The 23255-nt window shown below is 70.0% G+C and carries 26 protein-coding genes; 2 read left to right on the top strand and 24 right to left on the bottom strand.

The features are described 5' to 3' along the window. Positions 1-63: 63 nt before the first annotated feature. The 4 genes from MCBMB27_RS27710 to MCBMB27_RS30345 form a co-directional block, all read right to left on the bottom strand. Positions 64-363, bottom strand: a complete 300-nt coding sequence (locus MCBMB27_RS27710) for a hypothetical protein (RefSeq protein ID WP_043354732.1) — start codon at positions 361-363, stop codon at positions 64-66. After that, entirely contained in the window at positions 360-1838 is a 1479-nt protein-coding gene (gatA, locus tag MCBMB27_RS27705) for an Asp-tRNA(Asn)/Glu-tRNA(Gln) amidotransferase subunit GatA (protein ID WP_170861876.1), read from the bottom strand. Before gatA ends, MCBMB27_RS27710 begins: the two co-directional genes overlap by 4 nt. A 78-nt stretch (positions 1839-1916) precedes the next feature. Then, complete coding sequence (gene gatC, locus MCBMB27_RS27700) at positions 1917-2204, bottom strand: Asp-tRNA(Asn)/Glu-tRNA(Gln) amidotransferase subunit GatC (protein WP_043355468.1); 288 nt, start codon at positions 2202-2204, stop codon at positions 1917-1919. Between the two features lie 183 nt (positions 2205-2387). Beyond that, complete coding sequence (locus MCBMB27_RS30345) at positions 2388-2528, bottom strand: hypothetical protein (protein ID WP_164706408.1); 141 nt, start codon at positions 2526-2528, stop codon at positions 2388-2390. A 172-nt stretch (positions 2529-2700) separates the two neighbouring features. On the opposite strand from MCBMB27_RS30345, the gene MCBMB27_RS27690 reads away from it, so the two are divergent. Continuing rightward, the gene (locus tag MCBMB27_RS27690) at positions 2701-3270 is read left to right on the top strand and encodes an SMI1/KNR4 family protein (protein ID WP_075381829.1); all 570 of its coding nucleotides are present in this window, start codon (positions 2701-2703) and stop codon (positions 3268-3270) included. After that, complete coding sequence (gene ruvX / locus MCBMB27_RS27685) at positions 3267-3773, top strand: Holliday junction resolvase RuvX (RefSeq protein WP_075381828.1); 507 nt, start codon at positions 3267-3269, stop codon at positions 3771-3773. The genes MCBMB27_RS27690 and ruvX overlap by 4 nt, the downstream gene beginning before the upstream one ends. Here the strand turns inward: ruvX and dprA are convergent. From dprA to MCBMB27_RS27585, 20 genes are all read right to left on the bottom strand, one after another. Continuing rightward, positions 3763-4974, bottom strand: coding sequence for a DNA-processing protein DprA (dprA, locus tag MCBMB27_RS27680; protein ID WP_075381827.1), 1212 nt, complete (start codon positions 4972-4974; stop codon positions 3763-3765). The genes ruvX and dprA overlap by 11 nt on opposite strands. Before the next feature lie 36 nt (positions 4975-5010). After that, entirely contained in the window at positions 5011-5613 is a 603-nt protein-coding gene (gene plsY / locus MCBMB27_RS27675; RefSeq protein ID WP_053608701.1) for a glycerol-3-phosphate 1-O-acyltransferase PlsY, read from the bottom strand. Continuing rightward, complete coding sequence (locus MCBMB27_RS27670) at positions 5613-6917, bottom strand: dihydroorotase (protein WP_075381826.1); 1305 nt, start codon at positions 6915-6917, stop codon at positions 5613-5615. Before MCBMB27_RS27670 ends, plsY begins: the two co-directional genes overlap by 1 nt. Then, on the bottom strand, positions 6914-7717 hold the full coding sequence (gene hisF / locus MCBMB27_RS27665) for an imidazole glycerol phosphate synthase subunit HisF (protein WP_012317478.1): 804 nt from the start codon (positions 7715-7717) through the stop codon (positions 6914-6916). Before hisF ends, MCBMB27_RS27670 begins: the two co-directional genes overlap by 4 nt. A 32-nt stretch (positions 7718-7749) precedes the next feature. Beyond that, complete coding sequence (hisA, locus tag MCBMB27_RS27660) at positions 7750-8493, bottom strand: 1-(5-phosphoribosyl)-5-[(5-phosphoribosylamino)methylideneamino]imidazole-4-carboxamide isomerase (protein ID WP_075381825.1); 744 nt, start codon at positions 8491-8493, stop codon at positions 7750-7752. Positions 8494-8530: 37 nt separating this feature from the next. Next, positions 8531-9190, bottom strand: coding sequence for an imidazole glycerol phosphate synthase subunit HisH (gene hisH, locus MCBMB27_RS27655; protein WP_075381824.1), 660 nt, complete (start codon positions 9188-9190; stop codon positions 8531-8533). Between the two features lie 19 nt (positions 9191-9209). Further along, entirely contained in the window at positions 9210-9689 is a 480-nt protein-coding gene (locus MCBMB27_RS27650; RefSeq protein ID WP_043351449.1) for a DUF2628 domain-containing protein, read from the bottom strand. 73 nt (positions 9690-9762) lie between these two features. Then, the gene (gene hisB / locus MCBMB27_RS27645; protein ID WP_075381823.1) at positions 9763-10350 is read right to left on the bottom strand and encodes an imidazoleglycerol-phosphate dehydratase HisB; all 588 of its coding nucleotides are present in this window, start codon (positions 10348-10350) and stop codon (positions 9763-9765) included. 84 nt (positions 10351-10434) lie between these two features. Continuing rightward, positions 10435-11310 (bottom strand): S-methyl-5'-thioadenosine phosphorylase, encoded by an 876-nt coding sequence (locus MCBMB27_RS27640; protein ID WP_075382145.1) that lies wholly within the window; start codon positions 11308-11310, stop codon positions 10435-10437. 296 nt (positions 11311-11606) lie between these two features. Then, positions 11607-12518 carry a cytochrome c1 gene (locus MCBMB27_RS27635; RefSeq protein ID WP_043383665.1) on the bottom strand — a complete coding sequence of 304 codons (912 nt, stop codon included), beginning with the start codon at positions 12516-12518 and terminating at the stop codon, positions 11607-11609. Between the two features lie 18 nt (positions 12519-12536). Continuing rightward, the gene (locus MCBMB27_RS27630) at positions 12537-13823 is read right to left on the bottom strand and encodes a cytochrome b (protein WP_043351447.1); all 1287 of its coding nucleotides are present in this window, start codon (positions 13821-13823) and stop codon (positions 12537-12539) included. A gap of 13 nt (positions 13824-13836) precedes the next feature. Further along, positions 13837-14421, bottom strand: a complete 585-nt coding sequence (gene petA, locus MCBMB27_RS27625; protein ID WP_078946996.1) for a ubiquinol-cytochrome c reductase iron-sulfur subunit — start codon at positions 14419-14421, stop codon at positions 13837-13839. Between the two features lie 182 nt (positions 14422-14603). After that, complete coding sequence (locus MCBMB27_RS27620) at positions 14604-16469, bottom strand: ABC transporter ATP-binding protein (RefSeq protein ID WP_075381822.1); 1866 nt, start codon at positions 16467-16469, stop codon at positions 14604-14606. Positions 16470-16560: 91 nt separating this feature from the next. Beyond that, positions 16561-17145, bottom strand: a complete 585-nt coding sequence (locus MCBMB27_RS27615) for a protease inhibitor Inh/omp19 family protein (RefSeq protein ID WP_075381821.1) — start codon at positions 17143-17145, stop codon at positions 16561-16563. Between the two features lie 170 nt (positions 17146-17315). Further along, a complete protein-coding gene (locus MCBMB27_RS27610; protein ID WP_075381820.1) occupies positions 17316-18140 on the bottom strand; it encodes a succinate dehydrogenase iron-sulfur subunit in 825 nt (274 codons plus the stop codon). Positions 18141-18223: 83 nt separating this feature from the next. Continuing rightward, positions 18224-20041 carry a succinate dehydrogenase flavoprotein subunit gene (gene sdhA / locus MCBMB27_RS27605; RefSeq protein WP_043755565.1) on the bottom strand — a complete coding sequence of 606 codons (1818 nt, stop codon included), beginning with the start codon at positions 20039-20041 and terminating at the stop codon, positions 18224-18226. Between the two features lie 32 nt (positions 20042-20073). Next, a complete protein-coding gene (sdhD, locus tag MCBMB27_RS27600) occupies positions 20074-20493 on the bottom strand; it encodes a succinate dehydrogenase, hydrophobic membrane anchor protein (RefSeq protein ID WP_043383655.1) in 420 nt (139 codons plus the stop codon). Positions 20494-20503: 10 nt separating this feature from the next. Next, positions 20504-20905 carry a succinate dehydrogenase, cytochrome b556 subunit gene (gene sdhC, locus MCBMB27_RS27595; protein WP_043383652.1) on the bottom strand — a complete coding sequence of 134 codons (402 nt, stop codon included), beginning with the start codon at positions 20903-20905 and terminating at the stop codon, positions 20504-20506. A 129-nt stretch (positions 20906-21034) separates the two neighbouring features. Continuing rightward, positions 21035-22336 (bottom strand): SLC13 family permease, encoded by a 1302-nt coding sequence (locus tag MCBMB27_RS27590; protein ID WP_043383650.1) that lies wholly within the window; start codon positions 22334-22336, stop codon positions 21035-21037. 215 nt (positions 22337-22551) lie between these two features. Next, entirely contained in the window at positions 22552-23142 is a 591-nt protein-coding gene (locus MCBMB27_RS27585; protein WP_075381819.1) for a hypothetical protein, read from the bottom strand. Between the last annotated feature and the right edge of the window lie 113 nt (positions 23143-23255).

The raw sequence follows: 23255 nt of genomic DNA, 5'->3' as shown, positions 1-23255 counted from the left end.
AGGATGAGGGCGCGGGTGGGCGTGGATGTCGTCCGGTCACTTACGGGCGGCGTCGCGAAAAGATCAAGCGCGGCGTCTGACCGCCTGCCGGGCGCCGTAGCCGAGGATGGCCCAGAGGAGAGCCGCGACGGCGCGCACCGGGAAAAAGGTCGGGCCGTCGCGGGTGATCGGCGCCGGCCAGGGGATGCCGGCGGCGCTGACCGCGTAGGAGAACAGCACCGAGAATCCGAGCGCCGCGATCGCCGCGATGAAGACCTTGCCGAACTGGCTGGCGGTCCAGCCGAGATAGACCGCCACCACGATCAGCGCCGGATCGAACCCGGCCCAGATCCAGATCGTCCAGGGGTAATAGGGGACGGTCATGACCACCACGGCTCGGGCAGGACGGTGCGGCCCGCCGCTTCCTCGATCACCTGCGCGACCGCGAACAGCGTTTCTTCGTCGAAGGGCCGGCCGATGAGCTGGAGGCCGAGGGGCAGGCCCTGGCCATCGAGCCCCGCCGGCACGGCGATGCCCGGGAGGCCCGCCATGTTCACCGTCACGGTGAACACGTCGTTGAGGTACATCTCCACCGGGTCGGCCGAGGCCTTCTCGCCGATGCCGAAGGCGGCCGACGGCGTCGCCGGCGTGAGGATCGCGTCGACTCCGGCGGCGTAGGCCGCCTCGAAGTCACGCATGATCAGCGTGCGGATCTTCTGCGCGCGGACGTAATAGGCGTCGTAGTAGCCGGCCGAGAGCACGTAGGTGCCGATCATGATCCGGCGCTTCACCTCGCGGCCGAAGCCGGCGGCCCGGGTGTTCTCGTACATCCCGGCGATGTCCTTGCCGGGCACGCGCAGGCCGTAGCGGACGCCGTCATAGCGCGCCAGATTCGAGGAGGCTTCCGCCGGGGCCACGATGTAGTAGGCCGGCAGCGCGTAGGCGGTGTGCGGCAGCGAAATCTCCCGGATCGTCGCACCGGCTGCCTTGAGCCACGCGGCGCCCTCGTCCCAGAGCTTCTGGATCTCGGCGGGCATGCCGTCGACCCGGTACTCCTTCGGAATGCCGATGGTGAGGCCCTTCACGCCGCGCGACACGGCGGCTTCGAAATCGGGCACCGCCAGGTCGGTGCAGGTCGTATCCCGGGGATCGGGGCCCGCCATGGAGCCGAGGAGGATGGCGCAGTCGCGCACCGTCCGGGCGATCGGGCCCGCCTGGTCGAGGGAGGAGGCGAAGGCCACCGTACCCCAGCGCGAGCACCGCCCGTAGGTCGGCTTGATCCCCACCGTGCCGGTGAAGGCGGCGGGCTGCCGGATGGAGCCGCCGGTATCGGTCGCGGTGGCGCCGAGGCAGAGCCGCGCGGCGACCGCCGCGGCGGAGCCGCCCGAGGAGCCGCCGGGCACGATCTGCGTGTCCGATCCCTTGCGCCGCCAGGGCGAGACCACGTTGCCGTAGGCGCTGGTCTCGTTGGACGAGCCCATGGCGAACTCGTCGAGATTGAGCTTCCCGAGCATCACGGCGCCGTCGCGCCACAGATTGGCTGACACGGCCGATTCGTAATGCGGCTCGAAGGTTTCGAGGATCTTAGAGCCCGCCGTGGTCGTCACGCCGTGCGTGCAGAACAGGTCCTTGATGCCGAGGGGGATGCCCTCGAGGGGGCGGCCCTCGCCCGATGCGATCTTCCGGTCGGAAGCCTCGGCCATCGCCAGGGCGCGGTCCGGGGTCTCCCGGATGTACGCGTTCAGGACGCGGGCCTTGGCCATGGCGTCGAGATGCGCCTGGGTCAGCTCGCGGGCCGAGATCCGCTTCGCCTTCAGGGCATCGCGCGCTTCGGCCAGAGTGAGTTCGTTCGGATCCACGCTGTTCACGTCCCCGCGCGCGCTGTCGCGCGCCTGCCCGCCAGAAATCCGGTCCGCAAGGTCCGGGCCGTCCTCGGCCTACTCGACCACCTTCGGGACCAGGAAGTAATTGTCCTCGGTCTCGGGCGCGTTGGCGACGACGTCGGCAGCGCGGCCGCCCTCGGTGACGACGTCCTCGCGCTTCTTCATCGCCATCGGCGTCACCGAGGTCATCGGCTCGACGCCCGTGACGTCGACCGTGCCGAGTTGCTCGACAAAGGCAAGGATGGCGTTCAGCTCGCCCTGCAGCGGCCCGACTTCGTCGTCGGTGACCGCGATCCGCGCCAGATGCGCGATGCGCCGAACCGTCTTCTCGTCGACCGACATGCCGTCCCGTTCGTCCCTGCCCGGGAGCACTCTCCCGAAGTCGGTCGGGCTATAGCATCGGCGCTCGACGCGCTGCAACGCGGGTCGAAGCGGGCGGAAGGCCGACGTGCCGGAGCAGACAAACGCCGGCCCGGGCGCCGCCACCGGGACCGAACCCGCAGGCCGACAGACGGATTGGGTCGATCAGGTCACGACGTGGTGGGGCGTCACCGACATCTCGATGGTGATTCCCGGTTGCCGGACCGGCTGGATCATGGCTTGGGTGAAGCCCGCGACCAGGATCTCGAAGGCGAGGAGCAGCATCCAGCGGTGCTTGCGCGGCATCGCCCGCCGATATCCGGACGGTGCGGAACAGGAGAGCTGGCCGTTCGTCGACAAGGCGGGCCCCTACAGTGTGGTTTAACGGAACATTAACCTACCTAGACGCGAACGGCTCCGCGCGCACCGGGGGCGATCTGCGCAGGAGCTGAAGCCTGTGGACGGTGGAGCGGGATCGATGTGGGAGCAGGTTTTCGCGGATCTCGCGCCGGGCTTCGTGCCGGACGAAGGGGCTCTCGACCGTGCGGCGGCGGATCTCGGCTTTCCGCTGCCGGCCTCCTATCGCGCCTTCTGCCGGACCTGCGGCGTCGGCCTCGCGGGGGGACAGTTCCGCATCGCCGTGCCGGCGCCGTTCGAGGCCTGCGATCTGGTGACCCAGGCGGGGCTCATCGCCCACAGTGTCGGTGCCGCCGTCGCCATGTTGGAAGAGGGCGCGGAGCCGCACCGCTTCGATGTCGAGGGCGGCGAAGCGAGCGTCGTCGAGCGCGCCTGCTTCTTCGGCGCGGGCGAGGATGGCAGCTTCCTGTTCTGGGACGTCTCCGGGACGGACGGCGAGTACGACGTCTGGCTGCTCGCGCCCGATCTGGAGACGGTGCGGTTCGGCGGCGAGAGCCTCGACGATTTCTTCACCCGGGTCGCCGCGCCGTCCGCGGCGCTGGTTCTGGGGCCGGGCGCGGAGCCCCTCCCCGCCCGGTTCGAGGGTATTGCCGAGGCCACCCTGGCGCGCACCGCACAGGCGGAGTCATGAACTTCGACGCGATCCGCGCCTTCTCGGCCGAGTCCCGCGGCGGCGCCCGGCTGATCGGCGTCGATCTCGGCACCAAGACGATCGGGCTCGCCCTGTCGGATCTCGGCCGCCAGATCGCGACACCCCTGGAGACGATCCGCCGGGTGAAGTTCACCCCCGACGCGCAGCGGCTCGCGACCCTGTGCCGGCAGCACGCGGTCGGCGGCCTTGTGGTCGGGCTGCCGCTCAACATGGATGGCAGCGAGGGGCCGCGGGTGCAGTCGACCCGCGCCTTCATGCGCAACCTCGCGCCGATCCTCCCCCTGCCCCACGTCTTCTTCGACGAGCGTCTCTCGACCGCCGTGGTCACCCGCGCGCTGATCGAGGCCGACGCCTCCCGGGCGCGCCGCGGCGAACTCGTGGACAAGCTCGCCGCCGCCTACATCCTGCAGGGCTGCCTCGACGTCATGCGCAATCTCGCCGACGCGGATGCCGACACCGCGGACGATTTCCTCAGCGACTGACCAGGGAGACCGTGCCGCTGCCGTGGCGCTCGATCCGTCCGTCGAGCTCCAGTTCCAGAAGCACGCTCTGCACGGTCCGGGCGCCGACCCCGGCGCTCCGGGCCAGCTCGTCGGTGCCCACCGGGCTCGGGCCGAGCAGGGCGACGATCCGCGCCCGGTCATCCGCGGGCTCGAGCGGCTCGTCTTCGCAGACGGGGCGGCCGGCAGTCTCGCGGTCGGGCCACAGCGGGACCGGATCGCAATCCGCGCCGGCCGCGTCGAACTCGATCTCGTCCCAGAAATCCGGCTGCTCGGCGAGGTCCGGCCGACCGCGCGCCGGCGCCGCCTCCGCGTCCGGGCCGCGCTCGATGATCGGGCCCAGCACCTCGACGACGTGGGCGACCTCGGAGACGAGGGTGGCGCCCTGGCGGATCAGGTCGTTGGTGCCCTCGGCGCGTGGGTCCAGCGGCGAGCCCGGGACCGCGAAGACTTCCCGGTTCTGCTCCAGGGCGTAGCGCGCCGTGATCAGCGAGCCGGAGCGGCGGGCGGCCTCCACCACGACGGTCCCGTAGGACAGGCCGGAGATGATCCGGTTGCGCCGCGGGAAGTCGCGTCCGCGGGGCTCCCAGCCCATGGGCATCTCGGCCAGGACGGCGCCGCCCTCCCCCAGGATGGCCTCGACCAGGGCCGCGTGGCTCGCCGGGTAGATCCGATCCTGGCCGCCCGCCATCACGGCGATGGTTCCCGTCGGAAGGCTGGCCCTGTGCGCCCGGGCGTCGATCCCGCGGGCGAGGCCCGAGACCACCGTGAGGCCGGCCTCCCCGAGGCCGCGGGCCAGCCGCTCCGTGAAGGCGAGCCCTGCCGTCGAGGCGTTGCGCGAACCGACGAGCGCAACGGCCGGCCGGTTCAGGATGCCGGCGCCGCGCAGGGCCAGGAGCGGCGGCGCCGCGTCGATTTGCGCGAGGAGCCGGGGGTAGTCCGCCTCGCCCGTGGCGATCAGCCGGCCGTCGAGGCGGGCGAGCGCCGCGATCTCGGCCTCGGCTTCGCTGCGCGTCGGAGGCGTGATCCGCCGACCCTGGCGGCCTGCGAGATCCGGAAGGGCGTCCAGGGCGGCCGCCGCGCCGCCGAACCGGTTCACCAGCCTCCGGAAGGTGCGCGGCCCGACGCCCTCGGTCCGGATCAGCCGCAGCCAGTCGAGCCGCTGCGCGTCGGTGAGCTGCATGCACTTCCCCAAGGTCCGCGCGTGGCGCGCGTGCGCTCAGCCTTTCTGGCCGATGCGCCCCTCGGTGCCGTTTGCGAGCCGGCGGATGTTGGGCGCGTGCTTCCACCATAGCAGCACGGCCAAGATGAGGAACAGCAAAGCTTGGGTCGGCGCACCGAGAGCCCACAGGGCCAAGGGTGTCGCCGCGGATGCCGCAAGTGCCGCCAGCGACGAATACTTGAGCGCGAAGGCGAGCCCGAGCCAGATCGCTGCAAAGAGACCGAGCGCCGCGGCATTGAAGGCCAGGAGCACGCCGATGAAGGTCGCGACACCCTTGCCGCCTTTGAATCCGAGCCAGATGGGGAACAGGTGCCCCAGGAACGCACCGAGCCCCGCGGCGAGCGCCGCACCCTCGCCCAGGTTCTTGGCGAGCAGGACGGCGACAGTTCCCTTGAGGGCGTCACCCAGCAGGGTCGCCGCGGCAAGGCCCTTGCGGCCGGTCCGCAGCACGTTGGTGGCGCCGATATTGCCCGAGCCGATGGCCCGCACGTCGCCGAGGCCGGCGAATTTGGTCAGGATCAGCCCGAACGGAATCGAGCCCAGGGCGTAGCCGAGGGCGAGGCCGCCGAGGGCGGCCGGTGTCGCGAGATCGGGAAGCATCATGCGGCGGCCGCGAGATCGTCGACCGCGTGGACGATCCGTCCGCCGACCAGCGTCAGCACCGCCGCGCCCTGGAGGCGCGCCTCGTCGAACGGGGAATTCTTGGAGCGTGACTTCAGCCGGCGCTTGTCGAGGACGTAGGGGAGATCGGGATCGATCAGGACCAAGTCGGCGGGGGCACCGACCGCCAGCCGGCCAGCCTCGCGGCCGAGGATCCGCGCCGGGTTCGCGGTGAGCGCGGCGATAAGCTTGGGCAGCGCCAGGCCGCCGGTATGGACGAGGCGCATCGCGGCGCCGAGCAGGGTCTCGATGCCCAGTGCCCCATCCGCCGCCTCGGCGAAGGGCAGGCGCTTGGTCTCGACGTCCTGCGGGTTGTGATCCGACACGACGACGTCGATCACACCCTCGTCCAGGGCGCGCACCACCGCCTGCCGGTCGGTCTCGTGGCGCAGGGGCGGCGAGAGCCGGCAGAAGGTGCGGTAATGGCCGATGTCGTTCTCGTTGAGGACGAGGTTGTTCACCGAGACGCCGCAGGTCACCGGCAGGCCGTCCTGCTTCGCCCGCCGGACGATCTCGACCGAATCGGCGCAGGAGATCATCGCCGCGTGGTAGCGGGCGCCGGTGAGCCGTACGAGGCGGATGTCCCGCTCCAGCATCACGGTCTCCGCCTCGCGGGGGATTCCCATCAGCCCGAGGCGCGAGGCGAGCTCGCCCTCGTTCATCACCCCCTCGGCGACGAGAGAGGCTTCCTCCACGTGCTGCACGATCAGGGCGTCGAAATCCCGGGCGTAGGTCAGGGCGCGACGCAGCACCTGGGCGTTCGCCACGGCCCGCAGCCCGTCCGTGAAGGCGACCGCGCCGGCCTCCTTGAGCAGACCGAACTCGGTCATTTCCCGGCCGGCAAGCCCCTTGGTGATGGCGGCCGCCGGCAGGACGTTGACGCTCGCCGTGTCGCGGGCGCGGCGGAGCACGAAATCGACGATGGCCGGCTCGTCGATCACCGGGTTGGTGTCGGGCATGCAGACAAGCGTCGTGACGCCGCCCGCGGCCGCCGCGGCGCTCGCCGAGGCCAAGGTCTCGCGGTGCTCGGCCCCCGGCTCGCCCACGAAGGCGCGCATGTCGATCAGCCCGGGGGTCAGGACGCGGCCCGCGCAATCGACGCGCTTCGCGTCGGCGGGGGCACCCGGCGCCGCGCCGACGGCGATGTCGGCGATGCGGCCGTCCCGTACCAGCACCGCGCCGGCGGTCTCGCGGCCGGTTTCGGGATCGAGGAGGTTGGCGTTCGCCAGAAGATAGCAACTCACAGGGGCGCCCTCGCGGAAGAGGCCGGGCCGTCGAGGCGCATGGCGAGGCCGGCCGCCGCCATGTGCGCCTTCGCCTCGGCGACGCTCGCCTGCCCGAAATGGAAGATGGAGGCCGCCAGCACGGCGCTGGCGCCGCCCTCGGCCACGCCGGCCACGAGGTCGTCGAGGCCGCCGACGCCGCCCGAGGCGATCACCGGCACGGTGACGGCGTCGCTGATCGCCCGCGTCAGCGCGAGGTCGTAGCCGGAGCGGGTGCCGTCCTTGTCCATGGAGGTCACGAGCAGCTCGCCGGCGCCCTTCTCGGCCACCAGCCGCGCGAAGGCCACGGCGTCGATCCCCGTCGGGTCGCGGCCGCCATGGGTGAAGATCTCCCAGGCGGCCGGCGCGCCGGGCGGCGAGACGCGCTTGGCGTCGATCGCGACGACGATGCACTGCGCGCCGAACTTCTCAGCGGCCCGGGCCACGAGGTCGGGATCCTTCACGGCCGCGGTGTTGATCGCGACCTTGTCGGCGCCGGCCAGCAGCAGGGCGCGGACGTCCTCGACGGTGCGCACGCCGCCGCCCACGGTGAGCGGCATGAAGCAGGCCTCGGCGGTGCGGCTGACGATGTCGAGCAGCGTGCCGCGGGCCTCGCGGCTCGCCGTGATGTCGAGGAAGCACAGCTCGTCGGCGCCGGCCGCGTCGTAGACCTTGGCGGCCTCGACGGGATCGCCGGCGTCGCGCAGACCCTCGAAGCGCACGCCCTTCACGACGCGCCCGTCCTTCACGTCGAGGCAGGGGATGATGCGGGTCTTCAGCACGGGCGCCGTCTCATATCGCAGGCCTCAGACTATCACGCGGCCGGGCTGCGCGCCGCAGCGATCGCCGCCAGGGCCGCTTCCGGATCGATGCGGCCGTCGTAGAGTGCCCGGCCCGTGATCGCGCCGGCGATCAGCGCGCAATCCGGCTGCAGCAGCCGGTGCACGTCGTCGATCGACGCGAGGCCGCCCGAGGCGATCACCGGGATGCGCACGGCCTCTGCGAGTGCCAGGGTCATCTCGACGTTGAGGCCCTTCAGGATGCCATCGCGGGCGATGTCGGTGTAGATGATCGCCGCGACGCCCGCGTCCTCGAACCGGCGCCCCAGCTCCTCCGCGGTCATGCTGGAGGTCTGGGCCCAGCCCTCGACCGCGACGCGGCCGTCCTTGGCGTCGATCCCGACCGCGATCTTGCCGGGATACTTGCGGGCGGCCTCCCGGACGAAGCCGGGATCGCGCACCGCCGCGGTGCCGATGATCGCCCGGGCGACGCCCTTGCTCAGCCAGCCCTCCAGGGTCTTCATCTCGCGGATGCCGCCGCCGAGCTGGACCGGGATCTTCACCCGCTCGAGGATGGCGTCGACGGCCTCCGCGTTCCGCGGCGCGCCCGCGAAGGCGCCGTCGAGATCGACCACATGGAGCCAGGAGAAGCCCTGCGACTCGAAGATCGCGGCCTGTGCGGCCGGATCGTCGCCGAAGACCTTGGCCTGCGCCATGTCCCCCTGGATGAGGCGGACGCAACGCCCCTCTTTCAGGTCGATCGCCGGGTACAGGATCACGGGCGCTTCTGTCCTTCTTGCCTGGGCCGAACGGCGCTCACGGGCGCCAGTTCAGGAAGTTGGCGATGAGCGCGAGGCCCAGCCGCTGGCTCTTCTCGGGGTGGAACTGCGTGCCGGCGATATTGTCGCGGGCGACGAGGGCGGTGACCGGGCCACCGTACTCGGCGCGCGCCACCACGTCGTCCGGGCGTTCCGCATTGAGCGCGTAGCTGTGCACGAAATAGGCGTGCAGCCCGTCGTCGCCGGTGGGAATGCCGGCGAGCAGGGGATGGTCGCGCTCGGTCCGCAGGGTGTTCCAGCCCATATGGGGGACCTTCAGGGTCGGATCCGACGGCCGGATCGGACCGACATCGCCGGGAATCCAGCCGAGGCCCGGCGTCGTGGTATATTCCAACCCGCGGGTTGCCAGGAGCTGCATCCCCACGCAGATCCCGAGGAACGGGCGCCCTGCCTCGTGCGCGACCTGGGTCATCGCCTCGACCATGCCGGGGACGGCATCGAGCCCGCGGCGGCAATCCGCGAAGGCGCCGACACCGGGCAGCACGACGCGGTCGGCCGCGGCCACCACCTCCGGATCCGAGGTCAGGCAGATCCGCGCATCGCGCCCGCTCTCGCGGGCGGCGCGCTCGAAGGCCTTGGCGGCGGAATGGAGGTTGCCCGACCCGTAATCGATGATCGCGACGGTCTCGGTGCTCATGCGCGTCTCGCCCGGACTCTCACCGGGCGCCTTCCTGGGCGGGGAACAGCCCGATCACCGGCTCGGACCGCCGGCTGGGACCGCTCGGGAACGGGGCCCGCGGCGTTGTCGGGCTGGCTTCGAGCCAGCGGTTCAGGGCCCGGGCCTCGGCCTCCTCGGGCGTCGCGGCGATGACCGCGTCACGCGCCGGCCAGCCGCGCCGGGCCAGGGTCCAGCGGCGGAGGCTCGACGCTTCGAGGCCGATCAGCCAAGCGGCCAGCAGGGAGACGATCAGGCCGGCACCGGTCGGCAACCCGAGCACGAAGCCGGCCGCGGCCAATGCCACGAGGCCGACAAGGACGACCAGGGCGGCGATCCAGAGGCGGTGGAACAGGAACCACAGCACCGTGAAGGCGAAGGCCGGCCAGGAAAAGCCGTCCCGCACCAGCACGGCCCGGTCGAGTTCGACCGACTCGCCCGGCCGCGCATCGGCCGGCAGGTGGAGCGTGTAGCTGCGCATCCGCATCGCGAAACTCCGACAGCGTGCGCCGCGACGGCCGCGTGGCCGATCAGGGCGCCCGGCGACAACAGGTCTACAGGGAGCCCTTGGTGGAGGGAACGCGCCCCTCCTCCCGCGGATCGATCGCCACGGCCTTCCGCAAGGCCCGGGCCAGCCCCTTGTAGCAGCTCTCCGCGATATGGTGGGCGTTGTCGCCGTAGAGAGTATCCACGTGGAGGGTCAGGCCGGCATTCATCGCGAAGGCCTGGAACCACTCGCGCACCAGCTCGGTGTCAAAGGTCCCGATCTTCTCCACGCGGAAGGCGGTGCGGAACACCAGGAAGGGGCGACCCGAGATGTCGACGCAGACCCGGGTCAGCGCCTCGTCCATCGGCAAGTGGATGTCGGCGTAGCGCGTGACGCCGCGCTTGTCGCCGAGCGCCTTGGCGAAGGCCTGGCCCAGGGCGATGCCGCAATCCTCGGCCGAGTGGTGCTGGTCGATATGCAGGTCGCCCACGACCTTCACGTCCAGGTCGAACAGGGCGTGCCGCGCCAGCAGATCCAGCATGTGGTCGAGGAAGCCGATCCCGGTGGCGATATTGGATCGCCCGGTCCCGTCGAGATGGACGGTGACCGCGATATCGGTTTCCGCGGTCTTCCGGCTGATGGAGGCGCTGCGCATTTCGGTCTGGACTTCGCGTCTGGGGCGGCCGCGGCCGCCCGCGCCTTCTAGAGGGACTCGCCGCCGAATGGAAAGGGCGGCCGGCTACCCGTTGAGGACCCGTCCCGCCACGGCGTCGAGCTTGGCGAGCAATGCCGGATCCCGGACCGCGGGCGCCGTCATGATCGCGCCGTCGAGCGCCCGGTGCGCGCCCGCCGGGCACGGCTCGCGCTCGGCCGGGAAATCGCGGGCGAGACGGGCGACGAGCCGCGCCGCCTTGTCGGCGTTGGCCCGGGCGACCGCGATCACCGAGGCGACGTCCACCGCGTCGTGGCCCGGGTGCCAGCAATCGAAGTCGGTGACCATCGCGATGGTGGCGTAGGTGATCTCCGCTTCGCGGGCGAGCTTGGCCTCGGGCATGTTGGTCATGCCGATCACGTCGAAGCCCTGGGCCTTGTAGGCCCGGGATTCGGCGAGCGACGAGAATTGCGGCCCCTCCATGCAGACATAGGTGCCGCCGCGATGCACCGCGATGTCCTCGGCCTTCGCGGCGATGGCGATCCGCGCCTGCAGCCCCGGACCGACCGGATGGGCGAGGGACACGTGGGCGACGCAGCCGTCGCCGAAGAACGAGGTGGCGCGCCCGTGGGTGCGGTCGACGAACTGGTCGACGAGCACGAAGAGGCCCGGCGGCAGCTCCTCGCGGAACGAGCCGCAGGCCGAGAGGGCGACGAGGTCGGTGACCCCGGCCCGCTTCAGGACGTCGATATTGGCGCGGTAGTTGATGCCCGACGGCGAGAGCCGGTGTCCCCGCCCGTGCCGGGCCAGGAACACGACCTTGGTCTCGCCGATCCGCCCGATGCGCAGGGCGTCCGAGGGCTCGCCCCAGGGCGACGCCACGCGCTCTTCGCGCACATCCTCGAGACCCGGCAGGTCGTAGACGCCGGACCCGCCCATCACTCCGAGGACCGCTGCCGTCATGAAGGTATTCCCCTGGTCGCGCAGCACATAACGGCCGCCTGATCCATCCGCCACCTCATCCTGAGGTGTCGGAGCGAAGCGGAGGCCTCGAAGGAGGGCTCCAGAATTCGCAGCGATCTCTGGAACCGTCCTTCGAGGCTGCTGCGCAGCACCTCAGGATGAGGTTGAGGGATGGTTCAACCCGCTTCCGTCCAGCCGATCGTCGCGGTGGCCACGGGTTAACATGGCGATCCAGCCCAAAAAAGATGGGCCCCCTTTCGGGAGCCCATCTGTCTCGTCGATCGCGGCAGCGCGCCTCAGTAGGTCTTGTGCAGCTCCGGCTGGAGGCCGTGCACCTCGCCGCCGACATCGGCCCAGATCTTCTTCTTCACGTAGTAGAGCAGCGCCGACAGGATGATGAGGAACAGGATCACCCGGAAGCCCAGGGCCTTGCGGTCCATCATGTGCGGCTCGGCCGCCCACATCAGGAAGGCCGAGACGTCCTTGCCGTATTGATCGACCGTCTCGGGCACGACCGGCTGGCCCTGATCGTTCTTCGGGTAGGAGACCTGCCCGTCGGTGATCGGCGGCGGCATCGCGATGATGTGGCCGGGATAGTACTTGTTGTAGTGGCCACCCTCCGGCAGGGCGAAGTCCTTCGGGGGCTCCTCGTAGCCGTTGAGCAGGGCGTGGATGTAGTCGGGGCCCTGCTCCGAGTAGCCCACGAAGGGCAGCCAGTCGGTCAGGAAGTAGAGCGAGCCCCGGGAGAAGGTCCGCGCCTTGGCGATGACCGAGAAGTCCGGCGGGGCCTTGCCGCCGTTGGCCGCCGCTGCCGCCTGATCGTTCGGGAAAGGCGGCGGGAAGGTGTCGGCGGGCCGGCCGGGCCGCTCGAACATCTCGCCGGCATCGTTCGGGCCGTCCTTCACCTGGTAGGTCGCCGCGAGGGCCTTCACCTGCCCGGCGGTGAAGTCCGGTCCGCCCTCCTGGGCGAGGTTGCGGAAGGAGACCAGCTTCATCGAGTGGCAGGCGGAGCAGACCTCCTTGTAGACCTGGAAGCCGCGCTGCAGCTGCGCGGTGTCGAAGCGGCCGAACACGCCGGCGAAGCTCCAGTTCACGCGGGCCGGGATCGGCCCGCCATGCCCCTCCTGGGCGGAGACCGGCACGGCGCCGATCAGAAGGGCCGCCAGGGCGGCCGCGGCGGTCGTCGAGAGGACGCGGGTCATCATCATGGTCCTGTCGTCAGCCCGTCAGCCTTTGGTGGTCGGAGCGGCGGCAGCGCCCGCCGGCATGCCGGATCCGCTCACCTGCTTGCCCGGCCCGGTCACGCTCTCGAGGATCGAGCCCGGCAGCTTCTTCGGCGTCTCGAACAGGCCGCAGAGCGGCATGACGATCAGGAAGTGCGCGAAGTAGTAAATGGTGCAGACCTGAGCGGCCAGCACGTAGCCCCCCTCCGGCGGCTGCGAGCCGAGCCAGCCGAGCAGCAAGGTCGCGCCGATGAACACCCAGAAGAACTGGCGGTAGAGCGGCCGGTAGTTGCACGAGCGGATCCGCGACGTGTCGAGCCACGGCGCGAAGGCCAGGATGATCACCGCCGAGAACATCAGGATGACGCCGCCGAGCTTGCTCGGGACCGCACGCAGGATCGCGTAGAACGGCAGGAAGTACCATTCGGGCACGATGTGCGCCGGCGTCACGGCCGGGTTCGCCTGGATGTAGTTGTCGGCGTGGCCGAGGAAGTTCGGCTGGTAGAACAGGAACCAGGCGAACAGGATCATGAACACGCAGGTGGCGAAGACGTCCTTGATCGTCGCGTAGGGCGTGAACGGCACCGCGTCCTTGCCCGACTTGATCGGGATCCCGGCCGGGTTGTTCTGGCCGGTGACGTGCAGCGCCCACACGTGCAGCACGACCACGCCGGCGATCATCCACGGCAGCAGGTAGTGCAGCGAGAAGAAGCGGTTCACGGTCGGGTTGCCCACCGAGTAGCCGCCCCAGAGCAGGGTCTGGATCGTGTCGCCGACCACCGGGATCGCCGCCAGGATGTTGGTGATGACGGTCGCGCCCCAGAAGCTCATCTGGCCCCAGGGCAGCGTGTAGCCCAGGAAGGCCGTGGCCATCATCAGCAGGTAGATGACGACGCCGAGGATGTAGAGCACCTCGCGCGGGGCCTTGTATGACCCGTAATAAAGCGCCCGGAACATGTGGACGTAGACGGCCACGAAGAACATCGAGGCGCCGTTGGCATGCGCGTAGCGCAGCAGCCATCCGTAGTTCACATCGCGCATGATCTTCTCGACGGAGGTGAAGGCACCCGTCGCCGAAGGCTCATAGTGCATCGCCAGCCAGACGCCGGTGACGATCTGGATGCCCAGGAAGGCGGCGAGGATCGCCCCGAAGGTCCAGAAGTAGTTGAGGTTCCGCGGAACCGGGTAGGCAATGAAGGACGAGTGCACCAGCCCGGCGATGGGCAGGCGCGCTTCGAACCATTTGGCTACGCGGCTCTTGGGGACGTAGGTGCTGGCCGTTCCGCTCATGCTTCCGTCCTCCTCAGGCCGCTTCCTTGCCGCCTTCGCCGATCCGGATCTTGGTGTCCGTCTCGAAGGCGTAGGGCGGGATCGGCAGGTTGATGGGCGCGGGTCCATGGCGCACGCGGCCCACCGCGTCGAATTGCGAGCCGTGGCACGGGCAGGCCCAGCCCTCGAAATTGCCCTGGTGGCCGATCGGCACGCAGCCGAGATGCGTGCAGTTGCCGTAGACCACCAGCCACTGGTCGTGGCCGTTCTTGACCCGCGTCGGGAAGGCGGCCGGGTCGATCATCGCCGAGAGCGGGACCGCCTTCATGTCGCCCACCTCCTTGGCGGTGAGCTTGCGCACGAAGATCAGTTTGCCGCGCCAGAAGACGTTGACGATCTGGCCGTCCTGGATCGGCGTCAGATCGACTTCGATCGGCGCCCCGGCGGCGATCGTGTCCGCATCGGGCGCCATGGAAGAGATCAGCGGCCAAGCCGCGGCTGCGGCCCCGACCGCCAGCCCGGCGCCGGTCGCCAGGAAGAGAAAGTCACGGCGGCTGCCCTCATGACCAGAGGCCGCGGGAGCGGCGGCTGATGTGTTCGCCAAGGTTCGGAACTCCATGCGTCGGCGTCAGGGCCGCAGGTGCCCTCGTCCCGGCTCGATCCAGGAACAAAGCATTATGGTTCTAATCTGAGCAATGAGACTGTCTGACGCCCCCGAGTCAAGCCGCTGTGTGCGGCGCGGCGATAAGGTCGACCCGCGATCGTCGCGGTATGTTGCCGGTAACGCTGCCGGTGCGGCGCTCACGCGACGGCGCTGTCGTATCGGGCCGTCCCGTCGTCCAGGAAGCCGCCGGATTGGCGCGACCACAATCCGGCATAGACGCCACCGCGCGCAACAAGCTCGGCGTGGGTCCCCTCCTCGATGATCCGGCCGCGGTCGATGACGACGAGCCGGTCGAGGGCCGCGATGGTCGACAGGCGGTGCGCGATGGCCAGCACGGTCTTGCCGGCCATCAGGGTGTCGAGGGAGTCCTGAATCGCCGCCTCGACCTGGCTGTCGAGGGCCGAGGTCGCCTCGTCGAGAATCAGGATCGGGGCGTCCTTCAGCATGACGCGGGCGATGGCGATCCGCTGCCGCTGCCCGCCGGAGAGTTTGACGCCGCGCTCGCCGACCTGGGCGTCGTAGCCCCGCCGCCCCTTGTGATCGACGAGATCGGCGATGAACGCGTCCGCATGCGCCAGCCGGGCCGCCCGCTCGATCTCCGCCTGGCTGGCGTCGGGGCGGCCATAGGCGATGTTGTCGCGGATGGAGCGGTGCAAGAGCGACGTGTCCTGGCTGACCATCGCGATGGCTTCGCGCAGCGATTGCTGAGTCACCGCGGCGATGTCCTGGCCGTCCACCAGGATGCGCCCGCTCTCAACGTCGTAGAGGCGTAGGAGCAGACCCGCCAGCGTCGACTTGCCCGCGCCGCTGACGCCGACCAGCCCGACCTTCTCGCCGGGGCGGATCGTCAGGGAGAAATCCTCGATGACCGTGGCGTCGCCGCGTCCGTAATGGAAGCCGACTTCCTCGAATCGGATCTCGCCGCCGGTTACGACGAGGGACTGCGCGTCCGGCACGTCGACCAGGGCGTGCGGCCGGGCCATCGTCTGCATGCTCTCCTGGACCACGCCGACATTCTCGAAGACACCGCGCACGGTCTGCATGACCCAGCCCGACATGGCGATCAGGCGCAGCACGAGGGCGAGACCCGCCGACGCCTCGCCGGTGGTCATGCCGCCGTCGCGCCACAGGATGAGGCACGCGGCACCGGTGGCGATCAGGAGCGTGCTGTTGAGGAGTCCAAGCAGGCTGGTGGTCAGGGTCACCAGCCGGAACTGGTGAAGATAGGCGGCCGTGTGGACGTCCACCGCGTCCTGCACCGCGGCCCGCTCCTCGCGGTCGCGGGCGAAGAGCTTGACCGTCAGGATGTTGGTGTAGCTGTCGACGATCCGGCCGATGAGCGTCGAGCGGGTGTCGGCGGTCTTGTGCGAGCGCGCCCGGGCCCGGGGCACGAACCACGCGGTCAGGGCCGCGTAGGCGGCGATCCAGAGCAGCACCGGGACGGCGAGCCACGGCGAGATCGCGCTGAACAGCCCGACCGCCGTGATCGCGTAGATCGCCACGTAGAGGAGCGTGTCGATGAAGACGACCGCGAGTTCCCGCACCGCCGGGCCCACCTGGACGACGCGGTTGGCCAGACGGCCGGAGAAGTCGCCCTGGAAATACGAGAGCGCGTGCCCGAGGGTGTAGAGATGCGCCCGCCAGCGGATCTGGCTGGTCGATTGCGGCACGATGAGCTGGTTGGACAGCACCTCGTGCGCCCAGATCGACAGCGGACGCACCACCGCGATGAGAACGACCACGAGGCCGAGTTCGACCGCGTGGTCCGACAGCACCGTCGCCCGATCGGCCGAGCCGAGCAGGTCGATGAACCAGCGCATCACGAGGTAGAGGGACGCCTCGACCGTGCCGGCGATCACCGCGATGACGAACAGGGCCGCCAGGGCGGCGCGGATCGGGCGCAGGTAGAACCAGGCAAAGCCGAGGATCGACCGCGGCGGCATCCGCGCCTCGTCGAAGGGCGCGAAGGGGTCGACGCGGCGTTCGAGCCAATCGAGGAACATGTCTACGGGGGCGTGACGCGGCGGGAGCCCCTCATGTAAGCGCGACCGGCCCCGCGCCAACCGTGCGGAGTGGTCGCGCCGCCGCGGTGTCTCAGCGGTTCAGGGCCAGCGCGGCGCCCGACTTGGTCAGGGCGCCTTCTAGGCCGCCGCCGCCCTGGCGCAGCCGCGCCGCCACGGAGCCGCCCGGCTGGTAGAGGTAGACTTCCCCGTCGCGGAAGTCCCAGGCCGAGACCCGGGCCAGATCCTTGTTGGGGCAGCCCGTCGCCGTCGCCCTGTAGAGGTCGAGGGCCGGCGTGCTCGAAAGCGTCACCTTGCAATTCGCTCCGGTGGCGTCGCGGGCATCCCAGCTTCCGACCACGGAGGAGCGGCCGCCGGTGGCGACCGGCGGCGGCGGCGCCGGCGGGGCGACCGGCTCGGCGATCACCGTCGGACCGGCGGGCGGCGCGGCCGCCTGCGCACCGGGCGGGGTCGGCGCGTCGGGGCTCGCGGCCACGCCGGGCGGAGGCGCCAGGGGGGCTGCGGTCACGGTGCCCGACGGCATGGCCGGCACCGTGTCCAGGGAGGCCTGCGGCGACGGCGCCCGCGTCCGCGGCCCATCCAGGCGGCTCGAGGCACAGGCGCCGAGGCTGGCGCCCAGGCAGAGAACGGCGAACGTCGACAGGCTCGGGCGCAGCATCGGTCCACTTTGGGTCAGGCTTGGAGGCGCGTACGCGCTTGCCCCTGACTCCGTGCCAATTGCGCTGACCGCAAGGCGGCCCTCTCAAGCTCAGACGACTCCGCTGCGGAGAGCCGGGCTTTTCGGCCCAGTGTGGCCTTCAGGCCTCAATACGTGGCCCGGCTCTGCAATCAGAGCGTGCGCTCCACCATCATCTTCTTGATTTCGGCAATGGCCTTGGCCGGGTTCAGGCTCTTCGGGCAGGTGTTGGCGCAGTTCATGATCGTGTGGCAGCGGTACAGCCGGAACGGGTCGTGCAGCCCGTCGAGGCGGTGGCCCGTGTTCTCGTCGCGCGAGTCGATCAGCCAGCGATAGGCCTGCAGCAGGGCTGCCGGGCCGAGGAACTTGTCGCCGTTCCACCAGTAGCTCGGGCACGAGGTGGTGCAGCACGCGCAGAGGATGCACTCGTACAGACCGTCGAGGCGGGAGCGGTCCTCCGGAGTCTGGCGCCACTCCTTCTCCGGGGCCGGCGTCTCGGTCTGCAGCCAGGGCTCGATGGCGGCGTGCTGGGCGTAGAAATTCGTGAGGTCCGGCACGAGGTCCTTCAGGACCGGCATGTGCGGCAGCGGATAGATCCGGATCGCCCCGTCCTTGTCCTTGCGGGTCATGACCGGCAGGGCGTTGTCGGGGCTCTTGCACTCGTCGATGCCCAACGTGCAGGCGAGCGCGTTCTGGCCCTCGATGTTCATCGCGCAGGAGCCGCAGATGCCCTCGCGGCAGGAGCGGCGGAAGACCAGCGTCGAGTCGACCTTGTTCTTGATCCACAGGAGCGCATCGAGGACCATCGGCCCGCAATCCTCGCGATCGACCTGATAGGTGTCGATCCGCGGGTTGGCCCCGTCATCCGGGTTCCAGCGGTAGATCTTGAAGGTCTGCAGGTTCCTGGCGCCGGGAGGCGCCGGCCAGGACTTGCCCTGCGTGATCTGGGAATTCTTCGGAAGGTTGAACTGGGCCATGGTTCTCGACGGCTTCCGCTAGAGCAGGACGTGGCGGCCGGGGCAGAAGCCCCGCCGCCGCAGTCGTTGAGCAGAGGTTCGTATCAGTACACGCGGGCCTTCGGCTCGATGTACTGGATCTCATTGGACATCGTGTAGGTGTGCACCGGACGGTAATCGATGTTCACCTGGTGCCGGCCCTCGTCGAGCCAGGACAGCGTGTGCTTCATCCAGTCCTTGTCGTCGCGGTCCGGGAAGTCCTCGCGGGCATGGGCGCCGCGGGATTCCGTGCGGTTGGCGGCCGATTCCATCGTGACCACCGCCTGGCCGATCAGGTTGTCGAACTCCAGGGTCTCCAAGAGGTCGGTGTTCCAGACCAGCGACCGGTCGGTGACCTTCACGTCGGCGGCGGCGTTCCAGACCTTGTGGATCAGGCCCTTGCCCTCCTCCAGAACCTCGCCGGTGCGGAACACGGCGCAATTGTTCTGCATCGTCTTCTGCATCTCGGCGCGGAGTTCCGCGGTCGGCGTCGCGCCATTGGCGTAGCGGAACCGGTCGAGGCGCTCGAGGGCCTTGTCGGTGGCCCCCTTCGGCAGTTCCATGGCGCGGCCGTTCGGCTCGACGATCTCGGCGCAGCGCTTGCCGGCGGCGCGGCCGAACACCACGAGATCGATCAGCGAGTTCGAGCCCAGGCGGTTGGCGCCGTGGACGGAGACGCAGGCTGCTTCGCCGATGGCCATCAGGCCCGGAACCACGGTGTCGGGGTTGCCGTCGCGCAGCGTCAGCACCTCGCCGTGATAGTTCGTGGGGATGCCGCCCATGTTGTAATGGACGGTCGGGATGACCGGGATCGGCTCCTTGGTCACGTCGACACCGGCGAAGATCCGCGCGGATTCCGAGATGCCCGGCAGGCGCTCGTGCAGGATCTTCGGATCCAGGTGGTCGAGGTGCAGGTAGATGTGGTCCTTGTTCTTGCCGACGCCGCGGCCGTCCCGGATCTCCATGGTCATGGAGCGCGAGACCACGTCGCGCGAGGCGAGGTCCTTGGCCGACGGTGCGTAGCGCTCCATGAAGCGCTCGCCCTCGGAATTCGTCAGATAGCCGCCCTCACCCCGGGAGCCTTCCGTGATCAGGCAGCCCGCGCCGTAGATGCCGGTCGGGTGGAACTGCACGAACTCCATGTCCTGCAGCGGCAGGCCGGCGCGCAGCACCATGGCGTTGCCGTCGCCCGTGCAGGTATGCGCGGAGGTCGCCGAGAAATAGGCGCGTCCGTAGCCGCCGGTCGCCAGGATGGTCATCTGGGCGCGGAACCGGTGGATCTCGCCGGTGGCCTGGTCGAGGGCGATGACGCCGCGGCAGCGGCCCTCCTCGTCCATGATCAGGTCGAGGGCGAAATACTCGATGAAGAAGTCGGTCTGGTTCTTCACCGCCTGCCCGTAGAGGGTGTGCAGCATGGCGTGGCCGGTGCGGTCGGCCGCCGCGCAGGTGCGCTGGGCGGTGCCCTTGCCGTAATCGGTGGTCATGCCGCCGAACGGGCGCTGGTAGATCTTGCCTTCCTCCGTGCGGGAGAACGGCACGCCCCAGTGCTCCAGCTCGTAGACGGCGGCGGGCGCGTTGCGCACGAGGTACTCGATGGCGTCCTGGTCGCCGAGCCAGTCCGACCCCTTCACGGTGTCGTACATGTGCCAGCGCCAGTCGTCCGGGCCCATGTTGCCGAGGGACGCCGAGATGCCGCCCTGCGCCGCCACGGTGTGCGAGCGGGTCGGGAACACCTTGGTGATGCAGGCGGTGCGCAGGCCGGCTTCCGAGCAGCCGACCGTGGCACGCAGGCCGGCGCCGCCCGCGCCGACGATCACCACGTCGAAGGCGTGATCGTGAATGGTGTAGGCAGGCCCGCTGCCGTTTGTGCCGTTGGCGGCCATGTTCGGCTCCTCGAAATAGGGGTTGGCGGGGTTCAGGCCGGCTGTCCGAAGCCGATGCGCAGCACCGCGTAGAGGCAGGCCACGGCCACGACGACCGCGTAGGCGTTGTTGGCGAGAACCGCCGCAATCTTCATGGCCGGGGCGTGCACGTAGTCCTCGATGATCACCTGCATGCCGAGACGCATGTGGATCGTAACCGACAGCAGCGCCAGGATCAGGAGAATTGACACCAGGGGGGTCGCGACGAGGAGCCGCGCCTCCGCAAAGCCGCGGCCCGACATCTTGGCGACGATCACCACGAAGCTCAGCATCAGCACGACGTTGGCGATGGCGGTCAGCCGCTGCAGCCACCAGTGGCCGGCCCCGTGGTGCGCGACGCCGAGGCCGCGGACCCGGGCGCGGGGGGTGCGGATCGAGACGCGCGTGTCCTGCCGGACCTCTTTCTGAGCCATGTGGGCCTCCTCAGCGGACCAGAAGGGCGACCGCCCAGATGACGAGGGTGAGCGCGACCGAGCCGATCAGGGTCAGCCGGGCCATCGACAGGCGCTTCTCCCGATCGAAGCCCACGCCCGTGTCCCAGATCAGGTGCCGGATGCCGCCCAGCATGTGGTGCATCAGCACCCACGTATAGACGAACAGGATCAGGCGCCCGAACAGCGAGCCGAAGAAGCCGGCCACGTAAGAGTAGCCGACCGGTCCGGAAGCCAGAGCCACGAGCCAGATGGCGACCAGTGCAGTCCCGCCATAGAGCGCGGTGCCGGTGATACGGTGAAACACCGACATCGCCATCGTCCAGGTCCAGCGATAGATCTGGAGATGGGGCGATAGCGGCTGTGCCACTGTCGGGCGGGCGGTGGGTGCCATCGGGTTGAAGCCTCGCAGCTGCGAACTGGACCGTCTCTAATCTGGTAGCGCTAGTGGCTGAGCGGGCAACCCGCAATCCGCCATGGTGCGGCGCAATGTGCCGTCTGGGGCGACACTTTGCCGATTCTGTCACCTCAGCTGCCCCAGCAGTCGCCACCACGCATAGTCGAGGGGCGCGGCCACCAGCAACGACAGGAGGCCGAAGCTCACGGTGAGGCGCGTCGCGTCCCCGAGGCGGACGCCCCCGAGCTCGCTGGCGAACACGATCGGGGGCGCTTGGTAAGGGAAGAAGATGGTCGAGTAGCCGATCACCTGCAGGGAGACGACCGCGAGGGATGACAGGCCGCTCGCCTCCGTCATCTCGCCCGCCAGGGCCGTGTAGAGGGCCGGCGCGCCGTTGGCGGTGACGAGCAGGGTCAGCACCGTCGCCATGCCGGTGAGCACCGCGAAGTTCTGTGTCGGCGCGTCGTGCGCCAGGGGCGCGACCGCCAGGAGCAGATGGCCGAGACGCCCGCCCAGACCGGTCTCGTTGACCAGGGCGACCAGACCGAGCAGCGCCGCGATGTAGAAGCAGGTCCGCAGGTTGACCTGCTGGAACGCTTCGGGCGGCAGCACCCCGATCCGCGGCAGCAGGCAGACCACCGCGGCGGCGAGGCCGACCCAGGCGGGGGCGAGCCCGTGCAGGGCGTCGGTCATCCAGAGGACCAGCGTGCAGGCGAGGATCACCGCGAGGCGCCGCTCGGGCGCGGAGAGCGGCGGCAGCACCGGCAGGGTCGGCGCGGTCGGGCCGAGGTCGTCCGGAAACAGCCGGACGATGAGAGCCACCAGCAGGACGCCCTTGACCGCGGCCAGGACCGGGGCGTGCAGGACGAAGTAGGACAGGTAAGAGAGCTGCAGCCCGAGCAGGTGTTCCGCCGAGCCGGCCATGACGAGGTTCGGCACGTTGGCGGGCAGGATCGCTGCCGACAGGATCGGCGTGGCGATGCCGACCGCCAGCACCGCGCCCGTCCGTCCCGGGCGGCCGACCGCGAGGCCGAAGGCGTCGCAGAGCGCCAGGGTCACGGGGATCATCAGGGCGATGCGGCCCAGATTCGACGGCATGACGAAGGCGATGAGGAAGCTCAGCGCCACCAGCCCGGTGATGAAGTGGCCGTAGGAGCCCGAGAGGCGCAGGGCGAGGCTCCGCGCCATGCGGGCGCCGAGGCCCGTCCGGGTCATGCCCTGCCCCACCACCAGGCCGGACAGGACCAGCCAGAAGGCGGAGGACGAGAGGCCGGAGAACACCGTCGCGGCGGAGCCGAGCCGCAGCAGCATCGCCAGTCCGAAGAAGGCGAGCGCCGTGACGATCTCGGGCAGCAGGGCGGTCGCCCAGAGGCTCATGCACGCCAAGAGCAGTGCCGCCGTCGCCGCAATCGACCCCTCCCCGCTCACCGCGATCGTCCCCGCACCACGCTACGCCGGAGGCGGCATCCTCGTCGTATTGGAACGGTTCGCAATTCGGGAGTTGTTGAGCGAGCCTTCGCCAACCGCGAAGGCTCTCGGTGCGATGGGCCGCGCCGGCCTGCTTACGAACGCGGACGCCCGGCCGAGAGCCGGCCGGGCGCGGTGCTGTCTCAAAGGGCGTCTGGGGACCCGCTTCGCGTGGCTCAGTAGCCGTAGCCGTAGTAGCCGTTGCAGGCGGCCGGGTCGTAAGCCCCGTAGCCGTACGTGTCGGCACAATTGTCGTACCCGTAGTCGAGGCCGCTCAGGCCGTAGCCGACCCCGAGGCCGAGCCCGACCCCCGCAAGGCCGTAGCCGACGCCGCGGCCATAGCGCCGGCCGTAGTAACCGCGGTCGGCGTAGCCACGCCCGACAATCCCGCGGTTCCCGATCCCGCCATACCGGCCGGCATCGTGGAATCCGCCGGTCCGGAGGCCGCCGCCCCGAAGCCCGCCGGCTCCGGCCACGCCGGCAGCGCCGAGCCCCGCGCCCCGGAAGCCACCACCCAGGCCGCCGACCCGCGCCCCACCGACGCCGCCGTTCTGAAAGGCACCGCCGCCGAAGCCGCCGTTCCGGAACGATCCGCCGCCCACGCTGCCACCGCGGAAGCCGCCGCCGAACCCGCCGCCGTGAAATCCGCCACCGCCGAAGCCTCCGCCGTGGAAGCCACCCCCGCCGAAGCCGCGCGCATCCGCACCGGTCGGAGCGAAAGCGACCGCTGCCAGAAGAGCGGTCGAAACAAGTGCGATACGAGTCATGGGAAATCTCAGCTTGAAGCGAGGTGTATTAATCTCCCAACACTTCAAAACGCCGCGATATCCAAGCTTGAGTATTTGGGGCGACGTGGCAGTCCGTCGCGAGAGCCGTCCTC

Source organism: Methylobacterium phyllosphaerae, from assembly GCF_001936175.1.
In the GTDB taxonomy this organism is placed as follows: domain Bacteria; phylum Pseudomonadota; class Alphaproteobacteria; order Rhizobiales; family Beijerinckiaceae; genus Methylobacterium; species Methylobacterium fujisawaense.
Note: the sequence above shows the minus strand (reverse complement) of the source record. Positions and strands in the feature narration are given on the sequence as shown.

What these genes read in the sequence shown, in the direction of transcription:
- hisH (WP_075381824.1), bottom strand. Translation starts at nt 9,190, where the DNA reads ATGAGCACCGAGACCGTCGCGATCATCGATTACGGGTCGGGCAACCTC.
- sdhA (WP_043755565.1), bottom strand. Translation starts at nt 20,041, where the DNA reads ATGGCCGCCAACGGCACAAACGGCAGCGGGCCTGCCTACACCATTCAC.
- hisB (WP_075381823.1), bottom strand. Translation starts at nt 10,350, where the DNA reads ATGCGCAGCGCCTCCATCAGCCGGAAGACCGCGGAAACCGATATCGCG.
- MCBMB27_RS27640 (WP_075382145.1), bottom strand. Translation starts at nt 11,310, where the DNA reads ATGACGGCAGCGGTCCTCGGAGTGATGGGCGGGTCCGGCGTCTACGAC.
- sdhD (WP_043383655.1), bottom strand. Translation starts at nt 20,493, where the DNA reads ATGGCTCAGAAAGAGGTCCGGCAGGACACGCGCGTCTCGATCCGCACC.
- MCBMB27_RS27690 (WP_075381829.1), top strand. Translation starts at nt 2,701, where the DNA reads ATGTGGGAGCAGGTTTTCGCGGATCTCGCGCCGGGCTTCGTGCCGGAC.
- MCBMB27_RS27635 (WP_043383665.1), bottom strand. Translation starts at nt 12,518, where the DNA reads ATGATGATGACCCGCGTCCTCTCGACGACCGCCGCGGCCGCCCTGGCG.
- petA (WP_078946996.1), bottom strand. Translation starts at nt 14,421, where the DNA reads ATGGAGTTCCGAACCTTGGCGAACACATCAGCCGCCGCTCCCGCGGCC.
- MCBMB27_RS27615 (WP_075381821.1), bottom strand. Translation starts at nt 17,145, where the DNA reads ATGCTGCGCCCGAGCCTGTCGACGTTCGCCGTTCTCTGCCTGGGCGCC.
- MCBMB27_RS27710 (WP_043354732.1), bottom strand. Translation starts at nt 363, where the DNA reads ATGACCGTCCCCTATTACCCCTGGACGATCTGGATCTGGGCCGGGTTC.
- MCBMB27_RS27620 (WP_075381822.1), bottom strand. Translation starts at nt 16,469, where the DNA reads ATGTTCCTCGATTGGCTCGAACGCCGCGTCGACCCCTTCGCGCCCTTC.
- gatC (WP_043355468.1), bottom strand. Translation starts at nt 2,204, where the DNA reads ATGTCGGTCGACGAGAAGACGGTTCGGCGCATCGCGCATCTGGCGCGG.
- plsY (WP_053608701.1), bottom strand. Translation starts at nt 5,613, where the DNA reads ATGCTTCCCGATCTCGCGACACCGGCCGCCCTCGGCGGCCTCGCCCTC.
- MCBMB27_RS30345 (WP_164706408.1), bottom strand. Translation starts at nt 2,528, where the DNA reads ATGCCGCGCAAGCACCGCTGGATGCTGCTCCTCGCCTTCGAGATCCTG.
- MCBMB27_RS27650 (WP_043351449.1), bottom strand. Translation starts at nt 9,689, where the DNA reads ATGCGCAGCTACACGCTCCACCTGCCGGCCGATGCGCGGCCGGGCGAG.
- sdhC (WP_043383652.1), bottom strand. Translation starts at nt 20,905, where the DNA reads ATGGCACCCACCGCCCGCCCGACAGTGGCACAGCCGCTATCGCCCCAT.
- MCBMB27_RS27610 (WP_075381820.1), bottom strand. Translation starts at nt 18,140, where the DNA reads ATGGCCCAGTTCAACCTTCCGAAGAATTCCCAGATCACGCAGGGCAAG.
- ruvX (WP_075381828.1), top strand. Translation starts at nt 3,267, where the DNA reads ATGAACTTCGACGCGATCCGCGCCTTCTCGGCCGAGTCCCGCGGCGGC.
- dprA (WP_075381827.1), bottom strand. Translation starts at nt 4,974, where the DNA reads ATGCAGCTCACCGACGCGCAGCGGCTCGACTGGCTGCGGCTGATCCGG.
- MCBMB27_RS27630 (WP_043351447.1), bottom strand. Translation starts at nt 13,823, where the DNA reads ATGAGCGGAACGGCCAGCACCTACGTCCCCAAGAGCCGCGTAGCCAAA.
- MCBMB27_RS27585 (WP_075381819.1), bottom strand. Translation starts at nt 23,142, where the DNA reads ATGACTCGTATCGCACTTGTTTCGACCGCTCTTCTGGCAGCGGTCGCT.